Raw genomic sequence first — 17,480 nt, 5'->3', positions numbered from 1 at the left:
GACACAACTGTTCACACTCTTGGTTTTTATCGACACATTAAAACGCAAATAGTTTGCAAAGTGCCACCAATCGCGCGCGAAATACGCGCCATTTCAGTGGCTTACCACATTAATTTCTTAATCGCCCTAGTGGTGTTTTTCTATTTATCTTCTGACTCGCGGGTCACTAGCCTCTGGCAAGCACAACTGAATGTGCGCTAAAAAAACCAGAGGAAACCTCGATGAAGAACCCCATTAAGCGCGGCCCAGGCCTGGCGCGACATGCAGTGGTACTGGCGACCGCCAGCCTGCTTTCCCTTTCTGTGCAAGCCGCCAACCTGACCCGCGATAACGGCGCCGCCGTCGGCGACAACCAGAACTCGCAAACCGCAGGTGCCAATGGCCCAGTGCTGCTGCAAGACGTGCAACTGATCCAGAAGCTGCAGCGTTTCGATCGAGAGCGCATCCCCGAGCGCGTGGTGCATGCCCGTGGCACTGGTGCCCACGGCACGTTTACCGTCACCGACACCCTCAGCGACCTGACCAAGGCCAAGGTCTTTGCGGCAGGCGAAGCCACCCCGGTGTTCGTGCGCTTCTCGGCCGTGGTGCACGGCAACCACTCCCCGGAAACCTTGCGTGACCCGCGCGGTTTCGCCACCAAGTTCTACACCGCTGATGGCAACTGGGACCTGGTGGGCAACAACTTCCCGACGTTCTTTATCCGCGACGCCATCAAGTTCCCCGACATGGTCCACGCCTTCAAGCCGGACCCACGCACTAACCTGGACGATGACTCCCGTCGTTTCGACTTCTTCTCCCATGTTCCCGAGGCCACTCGTACACTCACCGAGTTGTATTCCGACTCCGGTACCCCGGCAAGTTATCGGGAAATGGATGGCAATGGCGTACATGCCTACAAGTTGATTAACGCCAAGGGCGAAGTGCACTACGTCAAGTTCCACTGGAAGAGCCTGCAGGGCATTAAGAACCTCGATCCCAAGCAAGTTACCGAGGTGCAGGGACGTGACTACAGTCATATGACCAATGACTTGGTTACCCACATCAATAAGGGCGATTTCCCCAAGTGGGACCTGTATGTGCAGGTACTCAAGCCGGAAGAGTTGGCCAAGTTTGATTTCGACCCACTGGACGCCACCAAGATCTGGCCGAATGTGCCCGAGCGTAAAGTCGGGCAGATGGTACTGAACCGCAACCCGGCGAATGTCTTCCAGGAAACCGAGCAAGTCGCCATGGCCCCGGCCAACCTGGTACCGGGCATCGAACCGTCGGAAGACCGCCTGCTGCAAGGCCGGGTGTTCTCGTATGCGGACACGCAAATGTATCGCCTGGGCGCTAATGCGCTGCAATTGCCGATCAACGCCCCACGGGTCACCGTCAACAACGGGAACCAGGACGGCGCGCTGAACTTCGGCAAAACCACCAGCGGCGTGAACTACCAGCCAAGCCGCCTGGAAAACCGTGAAGAGCCGCAAACCGCGCGCTACAGCCAGACGGCACTGTCGGGCAGCACCCAGCAGGCGAAGATCCAGCGTGAGCAGAACTTCAAACAAGCGGGTGACCTGTATCGCTCCTACAGCAAGAAAGAGCGTCAGGACTTGATCGACAACTTCGGCGGCTCCCTGGCCACTACCGATGACGAGAGCAAGCACATCATCCTGTCGTTCCTCTACAAAGCCGACCCGGAATATGGTACCGGCGTGGCCAAGGTCGCCAAGGGTGACCTGGCTCGCGTGAAGGCGCTGGCCGAAAAACTCACCGACTGACGTTGGTTTCGGTCGACGTCCTTGTGGGCGTCGACCTCTGGCAGGAGAGAACCCATGCGTGTTTCTATCGGCTTACTGATGGCCATGCTGGCCTTTTTCGCCCATGCCGAGTCCCCCGACCCGGTCGCGCTCAAGGCACAGCTTCAGGATTACTACTTCGACGCCGCTCGCCGTGGCGACCTCGACATGCTCAACACCTTTATCGACGCCGGTTTCCCCCTCAACACCCAGGACGACAAGGGCTACACCGCGCTGATCCTCGCCGCCTACCACGGCGAGAGCGCCTACGTGGAGCGCTTGCTCGCCGCCGGCGCCGACGCCTGTGTGCAGGACAAGCGCGGCAACACCGCGTTGATGGGGGCGATCTTCAAGGGTGAATTGAAAATCGCCCAGCGCCTGCTGGCCACCGACTGCAACCCCGACCAACGTAACGGCGCCGGGCAGACGGCAGCCATGTACGCCGGCCTGTTCAAACGGATCGAGTTGCTCGACGCACTCAAAGCCAAGGGTGCCGATCTCAACGCCGAAGACCCGGTCGGCAACAGTGCTTCACGGTTGGCCAGCGGTGAAATCCGGACCCCGGCGTCGCGCTGAGCTATCATCGCGGTTTTTCGGTTGGAGGTTCTCGAATGGCAAAGGCCAAGCGCATGTACGGCTGCACGGAGTGCGGCGCGACCTTTCCCAAGTGGGCCGGCCAATGCACCGAGTGCGGTGCGTGGAATACCCTCACGGAAACCATGATCGAAAGTGGCGGCGCCTCGGCCCCTACCGGCCGCGCCGGCTGGACCGGGCAACAGGCGCAGATCAAGACCCTGGCTGAAGTCAGTGTCGAAGAGATTCCGCGTTTCTCCACCGCGTCCGGCGAGCTGGACCGTGTGCTCGGCGGCGGCCTGGTGGATGGTTCGGTGGTGCTGATCGGCGGCGACCCGGGCATCGGCAAGTCGACGATCCTGCTGCAAACCCTGTGCAGCATCGCCAGCCGCATGCCGGCGCTGTACGTCACGGGTGAAGAATCCCAGCAGCAAGTGGCCATGCGCGCCCGTCGTTTGGGCCTGCCCCAGGATCAACTGCGGGTCATGACGGAAACCTGCATCGAAAGCATCATCGCCACGGCCCGTATCGAAAAACCCAAGGTCATGGTGATCGATTCGATCCAGACGATTTTCACCGAACAACTGCAATCGGCGCCGGGTGGCGTGTCCCAGGTGCGCGAAAGTGCGGCGCTGCTGGTGCGTTATGCCAAGCAGAGTGGCACGGCGATCTTCCTGGTTGGCCACGTGACCAAGGAAGGTGCATTGGCCGGGCCACGCGTGCTGGAGCATATGGTCGACACCGTGCTGTATTTCGAAGGTGAATCCGATGGCCGCCTGCGTTTGCTGCGCGCGGTGAAGAACCGCTTTGGCGCGGTGAACGAGCTGGGTGTGTTCGCCATGACCGACCGGGGGCTGAAAGAAGTCTCCAATCCATCGGCGATTTTTCTCACCCGTGCCCAGGAAGAAGTCCCCGGCAGTGTGGTGATGGCGACGTGGGAAGGCACTCGGCCGATGCTGGTGGAAGTCCAGGCGCTGGTGGATGACAGCCATTTGGCCAACCCGCGTCGAGTCACCCTGGGCCTGGATCAGAACCGCCTGGCGATGTTGCTGGCGGTATTGCACCGCCATGGTGGCATTCCGACCCATGACCAGGACGTGTTCCTCAACGTGGTGGGCGGGGTCAAGGTGCTGGAAACCGCATCCGACCTGGCGTTGATGGCGGCGGTGATGTCCAGCCTGCGCAACCGGCCGCTGCCCCATGACTTGCTGGTGTTTGGCGAAGTCGGCCTGTCGGGCGAAGTGCGCCCGGTGCCCAGTGGCCAAGAGCGCCTCAAGGAAGCCGCCAAGCACGGCTTCAAACGCGCGATTGTGCCGAAGGGCAATGCGCCGAAGGAAATGCCGCCAGGGTTGCAGGTGATCGGAGTAACGCGCCTGGAACAGGCATTGGATGCACTTTTCGAATAACTCAGGGATGGACGCGATGCAACGATCGAATCGCTGGGGCGCGGTAGCCCTGTTTATCGCCCTGGCCGGCTCGTCCGCCATGGCGTGGGCTGAGCTGCCAACCGGTTATCGGCTGGCGCAGAAACTGGTGACACCCGACGGCAGTGTGCTGCAGGTGCTGGAAGACCAGCGCATCAGCGCCCAACTGCACAGCGACAGTTGGGGCAATGGGTTGGATGAAGACTCGTTCGACGAGCCTGGCGATTTGGTCGACAGCCCGCTGCGCGAAGCCCAGGTGCGGTTGGTATCAGCCTCTGGCGAGGTGATAGCTCACGAAGACCTCGGCTACCCGTTGGCCCAGGTCGAGAAAGCCCCGCTCAAAGGGCTGCCCGAACCTGTGTATTTTTTGACCATCGATCAGACCGCCCCCATGGGCAGTTACAGCGGGCCCGCCACGCAACTGTTGCTGCCTGACAAACAGCAACTCAAACCGCTGAGTTACCAGGGCACCGACGGCAAAGCCCAGGCGTTGACCCTGGCACAGACGGGCAAGGCTGCGTGGATGATAGCGACGCCAGCCAGTGGCGGCGCGGATGAGCTGCTGCAGGTGTCGTCCTTCATGGAGGGCGACGGTGAGGATGACTTTGCCACGCGTTATCAGACTTATCGGTTTGTTGACGGACAGTGGCACGGCGCCTCAAGTCAGAAAAAGGGCTACTGGGACATGGAAAGCGCATTTCCCGCACGTACGGCGTTTCCCTGAGCCATCACACTTCCAGCAACGCGCCCAGCTCCCGCTCAAGTTCTTCCTGGTCGCCCAGGTTCAGCTCGATCAGCCTCCGCAAGTGTTTGATCGAGTCCAGGTCGATGTTTGTGCACACAAATCCCAGTTGGCCTTTTGCTTCGTGGGTCAGTTCTACTTGCATCTTTATATGAGCCTCGGGATCCAGGCGTATGTCGACGGTGAACGGCAGCTTTATATTTCCCTTCCAATCTTCAGGCCGTTGCGCCAACAGGCCCTTTAGCGACAAATCCACCAATTGCACCGGCCATTCATGGCCGTTTTGCTGAAGTTTGGTCTTGGCATCAAAGGCGATCCGGCGAAAACGGCGGCGATCAGACGCTTGCTCGGTCATGGTGAAACCCTCTGTGGATAGAAGGATTGTAGCCGTACGCCATCACTGGGCTGTTTTTTCTGCTTTTTTGCCTTGGGAAGGCTCTAGACCAACGTAGGGGGGTGGCCTTTAAGGCCAGTAGCGCTAAACTCCGGGTGGCTGTCCTTTCTGTCCACCCTGGCTGGAATATAAAAATGAAAAATAATAATAGCCTGCTACGCCACTTACCCTGGCTGGTGCTGGCAATCGTAGGAGCGTGCGCCCTGGGCGTAGTGGCCTTGCGCCGCGGCGAGGCGATAAACGCCTTGTGGATCGTGGTCGCCGCTGTGGCCATTTATCTGGTTGCTTACCGTTACTACAGTCTGTTCATCGCTAACAATGTGATGCAGCTCGATCCTCGGCGGGCCACCCCCGCAGTGGTCAACAACGACGGTCTGGACTATGTGCCGACCAACAAACACATCCTTTTCGGTCACCACTTTGCGGCGATTGCCGGTGCAGGCCCGTTGGTCGGTCCGGTATTGGCGGCGCAAATGGGCTACCTGCCAGGCACCTTGTGGCTGATTGCCGGTGTGGTGCTGGCCGGTGCGGTGCAGGACTTCATGGTTCTGTTCCTGTCCACCCGTCGCAACGGCCGTTCCCTGGGAGATATGGTTCGCGAAGAGATGGGCCGCATTCCCGGGACCATCGCGCTGTTCGGCTGCTTCCTGATCATGATCATCATCCTCGCGGTGCTGGCGCTGATCGTGGTCAAGGCCCTGGCCGAGAGCCCGTGGGGTATCTTCACGGTGATGGCGACCATCCCGATCGCGATGTTCATGGGCATCTACATGCGCTACATCCGCCCGGGCCGCATCGGTGAAATTTCGATCCTCGGCGTGTTGCTGCTGCTGGGTTCGATCTGGCTGGGCGGGCAGATTGCCGCTGACCCGGTCTGGGCCAAGGCCTTCACCTTCACCGGGATCCAGATCACCTGGATGCTGATCGGCTACGGTTTCGTCGCCGCGGTACTGCCGGTGTGGCTGATCCTGGCGCCACGTGACTACCTCTCCACCTTCCTGAAAATCGGCACCATCATCGCCCTGGCGATCGGCATCCTGGTGACCATGCCCGACCTGAAAATGCCCGCGCTGACCCAGTTCATCGATGGCACCGGCCCGGTATGGAAGGGCGGCCTGTTCCCGTTCCTGTTCATCACCATTGCCTGCGGTGCGGTTTCCGGCTTCCACGCGCTGATCTCCTCGGGCACTACGCCCAAGCTGCTTGCCAGTGAAAGCCACGCCCGCTACATCGGTTATGGCGGCATGTTGATGGAGTCGTTCGTGGCCATCATGGCGATGGTTGCCGCTTCGGTGATCGAGCCTGGCGTGTATTTCGCCATGAACAGCCCGGCGGCGATTGTCGGCACCGACGTGGTCACCGTGGCGCAAACCGTCAGCAGCTGGGGCTTTGCAATTACCCCCGAGGCGTTGTCGGCTGTCGCCCATGACATCGGTGAAACCACCATCCTGGCCCGTGCCGGTGGTGCGCCGACTCTCGCGGTGGGGATCGCACAGATCCTGCACAGTGTGCTGCCTGGTGAAAACACCATGGCGTTCTGGTACCACTTTGCGATCCTGTTCGAAGCGCTGTTCATCCTGACTGCTGTCGACGCCGGTACCCGTGCCGGGCGCTTCATGCTGCAAGACTTGCTGGGCTCCTTCGTACCGGCGCTCAAACGCACCGAATCGTGGACCGCCAACCTGATCGCGACTGCCGGTTGCGTGGCCATGTGGGGCTACCTGCTGTACCAAGGCGTGATCGACCCACTGGGCGGGATCAACACCTTGTGGCCGCTGTTTGGTATCTCCAACCAGATGCTGGCGGGTATCGCGCTGATGCTGGCGACCGTTGTGCTGATCAAAATGAAACGCCAACGCTACATCTGGGTGACCATGCTGCCGGCTGTCTGGCTGCTGATCTGCACCACCACCGCAGGCTTCATCAAGCTGTTCGACGCCAACCCGGCGATCGGCTTCCTGTCGCTGGCGAAGAAATACAGCGATGCCCTGGCCAACGGCCAGATCCTGGCCCCGGCCAAGAGCATCGACCAGATGCAACACGTGATCTGGAACGCCTACACCAACGCAACGCTGACGGCGCTGTTCCTGTTCGTGGTGTTCAGCATCCTGTTCTATGCGCTCAAGGTCGGTGTCGCCGCTTGGGGCAACAAAGAACGTACGGATAAAGAAGCCCCGTTCCAGGCTGTACCGGACGCTTGATCGAGGATTGCAGCCATGTTCAATGACATCAGTCGCCTCGGTAAATACCTCGGTCAGGCCGCGCGCCTGATGGTCGGCATGCCCGACTACGACACCTACGTCGAGCATATGCAAACCAAACACCCGGACAAACCGATGATGGACTACAAGGCGTTCTTCCGAGAGCGCCAGGAAGCCCGTTACGGTGGCAAGGGTGGGCCCAAGTGCTGTTGATTTAACGTAACTCTCCTGTGGGAGGGGGCTTGCCCCCGATAGTGGTGCGTCAGTGACAGATAAGTGCCTGACACACTGCTATCGGGGGCGAGCCCCCTCCCACATTTGTTTCAGTGTTCCTTCAAGGAGAATTTTTTGTCCTCTCCCATTCCAGTGACCGTCCTCAGCGGCTTCCTCGGCGCCGGCAAGACCACCTTGCTGCGCCACCTGCTCAAGGCCGAGCACGGCTTGAAAATCGCCGTGATCGAAAATGAATTCAGCGATGCCGGTATCGACACCCAGCTGTTGGGCGAAGAACCGGTGCAAGTCATGACCCTGTCCAACGGCTGCGTGTGCTGCACTATCCACACCGACCTGACCAAGGCCCTCTACCTGCTGCTCGAACGCCTGGACAGCGGCGAGATCGCCTTCGACCGCCTGGTGATCGAGTGCACCGGCCTCGCCGACCCTGCGCCGGTGGCCCAAACCTTTTTCATCGATGAGGAACTGCGCGAGCGCTACATCCTTGACGGCATCATCACCCTCGTGGACGCGGCCCACGCCGAGCACCACCTGACCCAGACCATCGCCCAGGCGCAGATCGGTTTCGCCGACCGCCTGCTGGTGAGCAAGCGTGACCTGGTGGACGACGCCACCTTCGAGGCTCTCAGTGAACGCCTCACACGCATCAACCGCCGCGCGCCGATCCGTGTGGTCGAGCACGGCAAGATTGAGTTAGCCGAACTGCTCGATGTGCGCGGCTTCAACCTTAACGCCGGTATGAGCTTGCGCCCGGTGAGCAAGGCGCCGTCCAGCGACCGTATTTCCAGCCTGGTACTGCGTACTGACCAGCCGCTGGATATCGACCGCCTCAGTGAGTTCATGAACGAACTGCTGGAAGACCATGGCAAGCAACTGCTGCGCTACAAGGGCGTGCTCAACATCGCCGGGGAGGATCGGCGCATGGTGTTCCAGGGCGTGCTCAAGCTCTACGGGTTCGATTGGGACACCGAATGGGCCGAGGGTGAGGCGCGGGAGAGTGTGATTGTGTTTATTGCCGATGAGTTGCCGGAAGACAAAATCCGCGAAGGCTTTAAGCGGGTTTACCAGGCGTAAAAAATCTATGGTCCCCCCATTTTTGCAATACTGATTAACGGGCGATGTGGTTGGCTTGCTTAAATCTATCCGGCGTCTGTTTGGGGCTTGCCCCAGCGCCACGATGAGAGTCGCGCCTGACGATCCTTAAAAGCCCGTCGGCTTCTGAAGCCGATTTTTATGTCAGGATCTTCGCCAGGCCGGTAGGCCGTTCACGTCATCCGTTGTTCAGCTATCGCAAAACCTGAAGGGTGAATTGTGGTACTGCAACAACCGCAGGGTCAGGCGTTCAAGGCGTCTGGCCCTGCTTCATATTGCGCATGGTGAGCCGCTATCGCCCAAGCGATACGCGCCAGTTTGTTGGCCAGGGCACAGGCCACCACATTCGAGTGTCGTCGGCGCAGCAGCGCTCGCACCCAGTCGGCCAAAGCCCCCTTCTGATGATCCAGCCTCTGCATGTAAACCCTGGAGCATTGCACCAGCAGTTGCCGCAGGTGCTTGTCACCCCGCTTGCTGATCCCCAACAAATTGGCTTTGCCGCCCGTGCTGTACTGTCGCGGCACCAAGCCCACTGAAGCCGCAAAATCGCGACTGCATCGGTATTGCTTGCCATCGCCCATTTCTACAGCCAGAAGGCTGGCGGTGATCGGACCGACACACGGCATGCTAAGCAAACGGCTCCCCAGATCATCGTCGGCCAGCTGGCAAGCCAGTTGTTTGTCCAGTTCCTTGATCTGTTCATCCAGGTAAACGAAGTGATCGTGCAGGCGTTGCAACAGCACTGTCAGCCGCACAGGCAGCTCATGCTCGGCCAAAACAGCTGCCAAACGCTTCATGATGGCTGAGCCTTTGGGCAGGCTGATGCCAAATTCCAGCAGGAAACCGTGCATCTGATTGGCTGTCTTGGTGCGGTCATGCACCAACGACTCGCGCATGCGATGCAGGACAGACAGGGTTTGCTGAGACTCGGTTTTAGGCGTAACGAAGCGCATGGACGGACGGGAAGCCGCCTCGCAAATGGCCTCTGCGTCGATAAAGTCATTTTTGTTGCCCTTGACGAAAGGGCGGACAAACTGCGGTGAAATCAACTTGGTCGTATGCCCCATCGCCGCAAGCTGACGGGCGATGAAGTGAGAGCCGGCACAGGCTTCCGTTACCACGACGCAGCTCGGCAAGTTGCCGAAGAACCGCATCATCTGCGCTCGCGAGAGCTTTTTGCGAAACACCTCGCGGCCCGATTTGTCTTGGCCCAGAAGGTGGAAATTATGTTTGCCGAGATCGATCCCGATCAGTGCTGACTCGCTCATGATGATGGCCTCCAAAAACAAAACACCCTGCGAAAGCGTAGCCCTCGCAGGGTGTGGGGGTGACCATCTCATTAGCCCGCTTGTAGGAGCGAGCTTGCTCGCGAAGAACTTATAGGCACCGCGTGTATCCAGGATGCACGCGTTATCGTTGACGTTTTTCGCGAGCAAGCTCGCTCCTACAGCGGGCTTCTCAGTCAAGCAACTGCAATCAAGCGCCGTACACCGGCAGCTTCTTGCAGATGGCCTTGACCTTCTCACGAACCGCGTCGATCACGGCTTCGTTGTTCAGGTCTGCCAGGATGTCGCAGATCCAGCCCGCCAGTTCCTTGCACTCTGCTTCCTTGAAGCCACGAGTGGTCACAGCCGGGGTGCCGAAGCGCAGGCCGGAGGTGACGAACGGCGAACGTGGATCGTTCGGCACGGAGTTCTTGTTCACGGTGATGAAGGCTTTGCCCAGGGCAGCGTCAGCATCTTTACCGGAAATGTCCTGCTTGATCAGCGACAGCAGGAACAGGTGGTTTTCCGTACCGCCGGATACCACGTCAAAACCGCGTGCGATAAACACGTCGGCCATGGCCTTGGCGTTTTTCACCACTTGTTGCTGGTAGACCTTGAACTCAGGCTGCAGCGCTTCCTTGAAGCAGATGGCCTTGGCGGCGATCACGTGCTCCAGCGGGCCACCCTGGGCGCCTGGGAATACGGCGGAGTTCAGCTTCTTCTCGATCTCGGCGTTGGCGCGTGCCAGGATCAGGCCGCCACGTGGACCGCGCAGGGTCTTGTGGGTGGTGGTGGTGACCACGTCAGCAAAGGGTACCGGGTTCGGGTAGACGCCCGCGGCGACCAGACCGGCCACGTGGGCCATGTCGACGAACAGGTACGCGCCGACTTTGTCAGCGATGGCGCGGAAGCGTGGGAAGTCGAGGATCTGCGAGTAAGCAGAGAAACCGGCGACGATCATTTTTGGCTTGTGCTCGATCGCCAGGCGCTCGACTTCGTCGTAGTCGATCAGGCCGTTGGCATCGATACCGTATTGAACGGCGTTGTACAGCTTGCCGGAGGAGGAAACGCTGGCGCCGTGGGTCAGGTGACCGCCGTGGGCCAGGCTCATGCCCAGGATAGTGTCGCCGCCTTGCAGCAGGGCCAGGTACACGGCGCTGTTGGCTTGGGAGCCGGCGTGTGGCTGGACGTTGGCGTAATCGGCGCCGAACAGTTCTTTGGCACGGTCGATGGCCAGTTGCTCAACCACGTCGACGTACTCGCAGCCACCGTAGTAGCGCTTGCCTGGGTAGCCTTCGGCGTACTTGTTGGTCAGAACCGAACCTTGAGCCTCCATCACCGCAGGGCTGGTGTAGTTTTCCGAAGCGATCAGCTCAATGTGCTCTTCCTGGCGCACGGCTTCTTGCTCCATGGCGGCGAAGAGATCGGCGTCGTACTTGGCAATAGTCAAATCACGGCTGAACATGGCGGTCCTCAAGGATCGGGGGGCAGAAAAGGAGGGCATTCTAACCCAATGGGTTTTAGATGGCATATGAAAGGACATCATGTCGCGGACAAGTGGGATTCACTTAGGGATGAGCGGTGTCATTGCCGGCCTCATCGAGGGCAAGCCCCGTCCCACATCTGGAGCGCATTCCCCTGTGGGAGGGGGCTACACCCCGATGAGGCCAGTGGCTTCACCACAAAATTTCAGTCGAACATGAACAGCGCGTCGTTGCTGAACTGTGCCTCGAACCGATTCGCCGGCATCGGCCGCCCGAACAGGTAACCCTGCACCTCGTCGCAACCGTGCTCACGCAGGAAGTCCAGCTGCTCATGGGTTTCCACGCCCTCGGCGATTACCGCCAGGTTGAGGCTGTGGGCCATGGCGATGATTGCCCGGGCGATTTGCGCATCCTGCTCGCCGGACGGCAGGCCGTCGACGAAGGTGCGGTCGATTTTCAGCACATCGATGGGGAATTGCTTGAGGTAGTTGAGTGACGAATAACCGGTGCCGAAGTCGTCCACCGCAATGCTCAGCCCCAGGTTTTTCAGGCTGTCGAGGATGTGCATGGCTTCGTTGACTTCGCGCATCAGGATACTCTCGGTCAGCTCCAGCTCCAGGCATGCCGGCGGCAGGCCGGTGTCCTTGAGGATGGTGGCGATGCGCGTGCCCAGTTGGCCGTCGGAGAACTGCCGCGCGGAGATGTTCACCGAGACTTTCGGCACGCGCACCTTGTTCTGGTGCCAGGTCTTGAGCTGGCGACAGGCTTCGCTGATCACCCAGTCCCCCACGTCCACTACCAGGCCCAACTCTTCGAGCACCGGAATGAAGTCCCCTGGCGGCACCAGGCCACGGCGCGGGTGGCGCCAACGCAGCAGGGCTTCGGCCCCGGTCAGGCGTTTGCCGTCGCCGCTGAACTGCGGCTGGTAATAGAGCACGAATTCGTTTTGGTCCAGGGCGTGGCGCAGGTCGCTTTCCAGCTCCAGGCGTTCCAGGGCGCTGGCGTTCATGTCGGCCTGGTAGAACTGGAAGTTGTTCTTGCCACGTTCCTTGGCGTGATACATCGCGGTGTCGGCGTTTTTCATCAGCTGGCTCAGCTCGTTGCCGTCCTGGGGGCTGAGGGCGATGCCGATGCTGGCGGTCACAAAGAACTCGCGACCCTCCAGCACAAATGGCTTCACCAGGCTGGCGAGGATCTGTTCGGCGACATGGATGGCGCGGTTCAGCGCCATTTCACGGCTGACCCGCGGTTGCAGGAGCAAGGTGAACTCGTCGCCGCCCATGCGCGCCACGGTGTCGTCTTCGGCGACGCAGCCAAGCAGGCGGGTGGCCATTTCCTTGAGCATGCGGTCGCCAGCGGCATGGCCCAGGGAGTCGTTGATCGGCTTGAAACGGTCGAGGTCGAGGAACATCAGCACCACCCACGACTTTTGCCGTTCCGCCGACTGCAGCGCGGTGTGCAGGCGGTCCTGGAACAGGGTGCGGTTGGGCAGGTGGGTCAGGGCGTCGTAGTACGCCAGGCGGTGGATGCGTTGTTCGCTGGCCTTGCGCTCGCTGATATCGCTGAAGAAGCACACATAGCTGGCCAGGTCGCCTTCATCGTCGAACACGGCGGTAATGCCCACCCAGGCCGGGTAATGCTCGCCGTTGCGGCGCTTGAGCCACACCTCGCCTTCCCAGGTGCTGTGCTGGTGCAGTTGCTTGAGCACGTAGCGCAGGTGCGCTTCCTGTTGTTCGTCGACGGTGAGCATGTTCGGCAGTTGATCGAGCACATCCGCCACCTCATAACCGCTGACTCGGCTGAATGCCTCGTTGGCTTGCACGATGTAGCCTGCCGGATCGGTGATCAGGATCGCCGACGTGGAGTGCTCGAAGACCGTGGCCGCCATGCGCAGGTCTTTCTCGGCGCGGCGTTGCTGGCTGATATCACGGCCCACGCCGAGGATGCCCTCGAACGCACCGTGGTCGTCCCACACCAGCACCAGGCGCAGTTCGATGGGCACTTTGCGCCCATCGGCGCGCAGGCAGTCGAACAGGAACAGTTGGGTCTGCACGTCGTCACGCAAGCGGGTCAGCGCCTCGGCGTCGCCCAAGGCACGGCTGACCTGTTCGACCAGGCTATAGATGCCGGCCAGTTGCTGCGGGTTGGCGATGATCGACTGCCAGCCGTTCTTGAACACCCAGTCCACGTCATAGCCCAGAACGGCATTGACCGAGGGGCTGATGTAGTTGAGCGCCAATTGGCTGTCGGTGGAGCAGATCACGTCGCTGATGCTTTCAGCCAGCATGCGGTAGCGCTGTTCGCTGTCACGCAGGGATTCGCTGGCTTCGATCTGGTCGGTGATGTCCTTGGCCACGCCGATGATGCGCGTGACTTGTGCGGATTTGTCACGCGCCAAGGCTTGTTCACGTATATCGAAACGCCGCCATTGGTTATTGCGGTGACGGAAGCGCAGCTGGCATTGCAACTGCGTTGAATAGCCGGCCTGGCGCTGCTGTTGGCGCAAGTCATGGTAATGCTCGGCATCTTCGGGGTTCAGCAGGATTTCCCAGAAGTACTCACCCATTTGCTGCAATTCGGCTTTGTTGTAGCCGAGGGTGTGGCCCAAGTGGTGGTTGCTGAAAATCATGCGCTGGCTGATCACGTCCTGCACATACAGGTGATCCGGCACGGTGCGCACCACGTCCGACCAGAAGCTTTCACGCTCCACCAACGACAATTCGATCAGCTTTCGGCTGGTGATATCACTGATGCTGAGGATCACCGCCTTGAAGTCGTCCTGCTGCTCCGGCAAGCGCATCACCAGCCACAGGTATTGCTCATTGCCTGCGACATCACTGAGCTGGATCTCCAGCTCCAGCTGGTTTTGCTGGGTCAGGACCGCTTCGAGCACCTGGTAACCGATGGCCGTGGCGTTACGCGGGCAGTCGTCAATCAGGCGTTCCCAGGCTTGCTCGCACGAGGTCACGTTCAGCAGACGCACGGCGACCTGGTTGACCTCGGTGATACGCAGCTCCTTGAGCAGTTGCCGGCGCTCCTCGGGATGGTCGCGCAGCCAGGCGTGCAACTGCTCGCGGGTGTGCACGCTGGCCTTGTCAAAAAACGTGTAGAGGCCCGACAAGTCGAGCACGCACAGGGCCACGCCGGTGCCTTCGAAAATATCCTGGTAGCGCCGCCGGCCCTCATGCACCTGGCGCTGACGACGACGCATGTTCAGCAGCACGATCACCGGCACCAGCGAGAAGGCCAGGCCCAGCAGGCACTTGCCGATAAACGCGGGCAGCAGTTGTTCCAGCACCGCGTTGCGGTCGAACAGGCCACGTAATTGCCAGTCGCTTTTGCTCAGGGGCGTGACCAGCACGCTTTTATTCAACTCATCCGGCGTCAGGGTGCTGGCCCATTGTGTCGGCATGCCGCTGTCGCGACCGACCACGCGGTGGTTCAGGCGGTTCTCGATGACCCACATGGGGCGCTGGCCTTGGCCGTCCTGGCGGGTCAGGTTGACCAGGTAGCTGGGGTCCAGGCGCAGGACCCAGTACATCCTCGAGCCGCCGCTGGGCTGATGCAGCAACAGATAGATGAGGGTGCCGTCGTTGTTGTTGCTCAAATAGTAGGACTGGGCGTGGCTGCGTTGCACCAGTTCCTCCAGCCAGGCGCTGTCCTGGCTATCCGTGGCACTGTCGCTGATCAGTGCACCGCTGGGGGCGAGGAGGGCGATGCTGCGCAATTCCGGCAACGAGCGCTGCAAGGTGCGCATCAGCACCTGTTGCTGTTCGCTGTCACGCGGCGGCTCGACCATCGGCAGCAGGTTCAAGGCGATCTTTGCGCTCAGGGCCATGTTCAGGCTGATCTGTTCAGCCAGGTCGGCACTGTAGTCGATGGTGTATTGCTGCTGGTTTTTCTGGTTTTGCTGCAGTTGGTCGAGCAGTTGCCAGAACAATAGCGCAAGCAGCATGAGGACGAGCGTCGCCAAAGCGCCTTTGAGGGTGCCGTGCAGGGGCGCTCCCGGCGCTATATGAGCGGCGCGCAGAGGAGTGGGCGGCGTGACTTTGGACAAGCTGTGATCCTGCGGTTTGGCTGGACTGGCGCGCGACGTGCACTATAAGCCGGACGCCCGGAGGGCGGCTAGCATGCCTTGAGTTGTGGCAAAGTGCCAGCCCCGCCTGGCTGGACTGGCCAGACGCATTCAGGTAGCTTTGCCGGTTACGCGGGGGCGTTCCAGCCCCAGATATTCAGGCTTTTTCCGCTCGCTGGCATTGATGATAGTCAACGGCCCGCGCGGCGCATGGCCTGGCACGGGCTTCGCCCGCTCAATTCATCAGTCACTGACGCTAGGTTCACCATGGCTCAATACGTCTTCACCATGCATCGGCTGGGCAAAGTTGTCCCTCCGAAGCGGGAAATCCTGAAAAATATTTCGCTGTCCTTTTTCCCCGGCGCCAAGATCGGCGTGCTCGGCCTCAACGGTTCGGGTAAGTCCACCCTGCTGAAAATCATGGCTGGCGTCGACACCGAGTTCGAGGGCGAAGCCCGCCCGATGCCCGACCTGAACATCGGCTACCTGCCGCAAGAGCCGATCCTGGACCCGACCAAGACCGTGCGTGAAGTGGTTGAAGAAGCCGTCAGCGTGATCAAGGACGCCCAGGCTCGCCTGGACGAGGTCTACGCCGCCTACGCCGAACCGGATGCCGACTTCGACAAGCTGGCTGCCGAACAGGCCAAGCTCGAAGCCATCCTGCAGGCGGGCGACGGTCACAATTTGGAGCGCCAGCTGGAAGTCGCCGCCGATGCGCTGCGCCTGCCGGCGTGGGACGCCAAGGTCGAGCACCTGTCCGGCGGTGAAAAACGTCGCGTGGCCCTATGCCGACTGCTGCTGTCGGCCCCCGACATGCTGCTGCTCGACGAACCGACCAACCACTTGGACGCCGATTCTGTTGCCTGGCTGGAACACTTCCTCCATGACTTCCCCGGCACCGTGGTTGCGATCACGCACGACCGGTACTTCCTGGACAACGTGGCCGGCTGGATCCTCGAGCTCGACCGTGGCGCCGGTATCCCTTACGAGGGCAACTATTCCGGTTGGCTGGAAGCCAAGTCCGACCGTCTGGCCGCCGAATCCAAGCAGCAATCGGCCCACGAAAAAGCCATGAAGGAAGAACTGGAGTGGGTGCGCAAAGGCGCCAAGGCCCGCCAGTCCAAATCCAAGGCCCGTCTGCAACGCTTCGAAGAAATGCAGTCGCAGGAATTCCAGAAGCGCAGCGAAACCAACGAGATCTACATCCCGGCCGGCCCGCGCCTGGGTGACAAGGTCATCGAATTCAAGAACGTTTCCAAAGGCTATGGCGACCGCGTGCTGATCGACAATCTGTCGTTCTCTATGCCAAAAGGCGCGATCGTCGGCGTTATTGGTGGTAACGGTGCGGGTAAATCCACGCTGTTCCGCATGCTGATGGGCAAGGAGACTCCGGATTCGGGCACCATCGAAGTCGGCGAAACGGTGCAACTGGCGTGTGTCGACCAGAGCCGTGAAGACCTGGATGGCAGCAAGACGGTGTTCCAGCAAATCTCCGATGGTTCCGACCAGATCCGCATCGGCAACTATGAAATTCCGTCGCGTACCTATGTTGGCCGTTTCAACTTCAAGGGCGGCGACCAGCAGAAGTTCGTCAAGGACCTGTCCGGTGGTGAGCGCGGTCGCTTGCACCTGGCCCTGACCTTGAAAGAGGGCGGCAACGTGCTGCTGCTCGACGAACCGTCCAACGACCTCGACGTTGAAACCCTGCGTTCCCTGGAAGAAGCCCTGCTGGACTTCCCAGGCGCCGCCATTGTGATCTCTCACGATCGGTGGTTCCTTGACCGCGTCGCGACCCACATCCTGGCGTACGAAGACGACTCGCAAGCAGTGTTCTTCGAAGGCAACTACACCGAGTACGAAGCGGACCGTAAAAAGCGTTTGGGTGAAGCTGCTGCCCAGCCGCACCGTGTACGGCACAAAAAACTGGCCTGATCCGGCTGGTCTGAAAAAAGCGGAGCCCTCGGGCTCCGCTTTTTTTTGCGCATTTTTCCTGACCCACACCGATCAAATGTGGCAGGGGCTTGCCCTGGTGCCAGTCCGTTAAGGCTTTTTTGTAGGAGCGAGGGGGACGCCTAGTTCTTGCTCGCGAAAAACGCACAGGCGCCGCGTTGATTCAGGAAGTACGCGTTATCGTTGACGTTTTTCGCGAGCAAGCTCGCTCCTACCGGCGTTAGGGCACGCCTCCACCCGATAGCTGTTTTCCTGTTGGTGCATA

The 17,480-nt window shown here is 60.3% G+C and carries 12 protein-coding genes; 8 read left to right on the top strand and 4 right to left on the bottom strand.

Annotated elements, in window-relative coordinates:
• Positions 1-221: 221 nt before the first annotated feature.
• Genes katB through AB7933_RS29240 form a run of 4 tightly spaced genes read left to right on the top strand, consistent with a single transcriptional unit; the run spans position 222 to position 4,502 of the window.
• Positions 222-1,763 (top strand): catalase KatB, encoded by a 1,542-nt coding sequence (gene katB, locus AB7933_RS29255; protein ID WP_024077504.1) that lies wholly within the window; start codon positions 222-224, stop codon positions 1,761-1,763.
• Positions 1,764-1,817: 54 nt separating this feature from the next.
• Positions 1,818-2,357 (top strand): ankyrin repeat domain-containing protein, encoded by a 540-nt coding sequence (locus tag AB7933_RS29250; RefSeq protein ID WP_024077503.1) that lies wholly within the window; start codon positions 1,818-1,820, stop codon positions 2,355-2,357.
• A gap of 35 nt (positions 2,358-2,392) precedes the next feature.
• Positions 2,393-3,760 (top strand): DNA repair protein RadA, encoded by a 1,368-nt coding sequence (radA, locus tag AB7933_RS29245; protein WP_024077502.1) that lies wholly within the window; start codon positions 2,393-2,395, stop codon positions 3,758-3,760.
• Positions 3,761-3,776: 16 nt separating this feature from the next.
• Positions 3,777-4,502, top strand: a complete 726-nt coding sequence (locus tag AB7933_RS29240; protein WP_041161303.1) for a hypothetical protein — start codon at positions 3,777-3,779, stop codon at positions 4,500-4,502.
• Between the two features lie 4 nt (positions 4,503-4,506).
• Here the strand turns inward: AB7933_RS29240 and AB7933_RS29235 are convergent, their stop codons facing one another.
• A complete protein-coding gene (locus tag AB7933_RS29235; protein ID WP_024077500.1) occupies positions 4,507-4,875 on the bottom strand; it encodes a PilZ domain-containing protein in 369 nt (122 codons plus the stop codon).
• A 173-nt stretch (positions 4,876-5,048) separates the two neighbouring features.
• Here AB7933_RS29235 and AB7933_RS29230 point away from each other — a divergent pair, with 173 nt between their 5' ends.
• The 3 genes from AB7933_RS29230 (at position 5,049) to yjiA (ending at position 8,423) form a co-directional block, all read left to right on the top strand.
• Positions 5,049-7,115: a carbon starvation CstA family protein gene (locus tag AB7933_RS29230; RefSeq protein ID WP_024077499.1), complete on the top strand. Its 2,067-nt coding sequence runs from the start codon at positions 5,049-5,051 to the stop codon at positions 7,113-7,115.
• 15 nt (positions 7,116-7,130) lie between these two features.
• On the top strand, positions 7,131-7,328 hold the full coding sequence (locus AB7933_RS29225; protein ID WP_003176208.1) for a YbdD/YjiX family protein: 198 nt from the start codon (positions 7,131-7,133) through the stop codon (positions 7,326-7,328).
• A 135-nt stretch (positions 7,329-7,463) separates the two neighbouring features.
• Positions 7,464-8,423 (top strand): GTPase, encoded by a 960-nt coding sequence (gene yjiA, locus AB7933_RS29220; protein ID WP_024077498.1) that lies wholly within the window; start codon positions 7,464-7,466, stop codon positions 8,421-8,423.
• 260 nt (positions 8,424-8,683) lie between these two features.
• Here the strand turns inward: yjiA and AB7933_RS29215 are convergent, their stop codons facing one another.
• From AB7933_RS29215 to AB7933_RS29205, 3 genes are all read right to left on the bottom strand, one after another.
• Positions 8,684-9,709 carry an IS110 family transposase gene (locus tag AB7933_RS29215; RefSeq protein WP_024074122.1) on the bottom strand — a complete coding sequence of 342 codons (1,026 nt, stop codon included), beginning with the start codon at positions 9,707-9,709 and terminating at the stop codon, positions 8,684-8,686.
• Between the two features lie 208 nt (positions 9,710-9,917).
• Positions 9,918-11,171: a serine hydroxymethyltransferase gene (gene glyA / locus AB7933_RS29210; RefSeq protein WP_024077497.1), complete on the bottom strand. Its 1,254-nt coding sequence runs from the start codon at positions 11,169-11,171 to the stop codon at positions 9,918-9,920.
• A 224-nt stretch (positions 11,172-11,395) separates the two neighbouring features.
• On the bottom strand, positions 11,396-15,247 hold the full coding sequence (locus AB7933_RS29205) for a sensor domain-containing protein (protein WP_024077496.1): 3,852 nt from the start codon (positions 15,245-15,247) through the stop codon (positions 11,396-11,398).
• 285 nt (positions 15,248-15,532) lie between these two features.
• Here AB7933_RS29205 and ettA point away from each other — a divergent pair, with 285 nt between their 5' ends.
• Entirely contained in the window at positions 15,533-17,197 is a 1,665-nt protein-coding gene (gene ettA, locus AB7933_RS29200) for an energy-dependent translational throttle protein EttA (RefSeq protein WP_024077495.1), read from the top strand.
• Positions 17,198-17,480 lie beyond the last annotated feature (283 nt).

The organism is Pseudomonas gorinensis, assembly GCF_042015035.1.
GTDB classification, from domain to species: Bacteria; Pseudomonadota; Gammaproteobacteria; order Pseudomonadales; family Pseudomonadaceae; genus Aquipseudomonas; species Aquipseudomonas gorinensis.
This window is presented reverse-complemented; position numbering and strand designations above follow the sequence as displayed.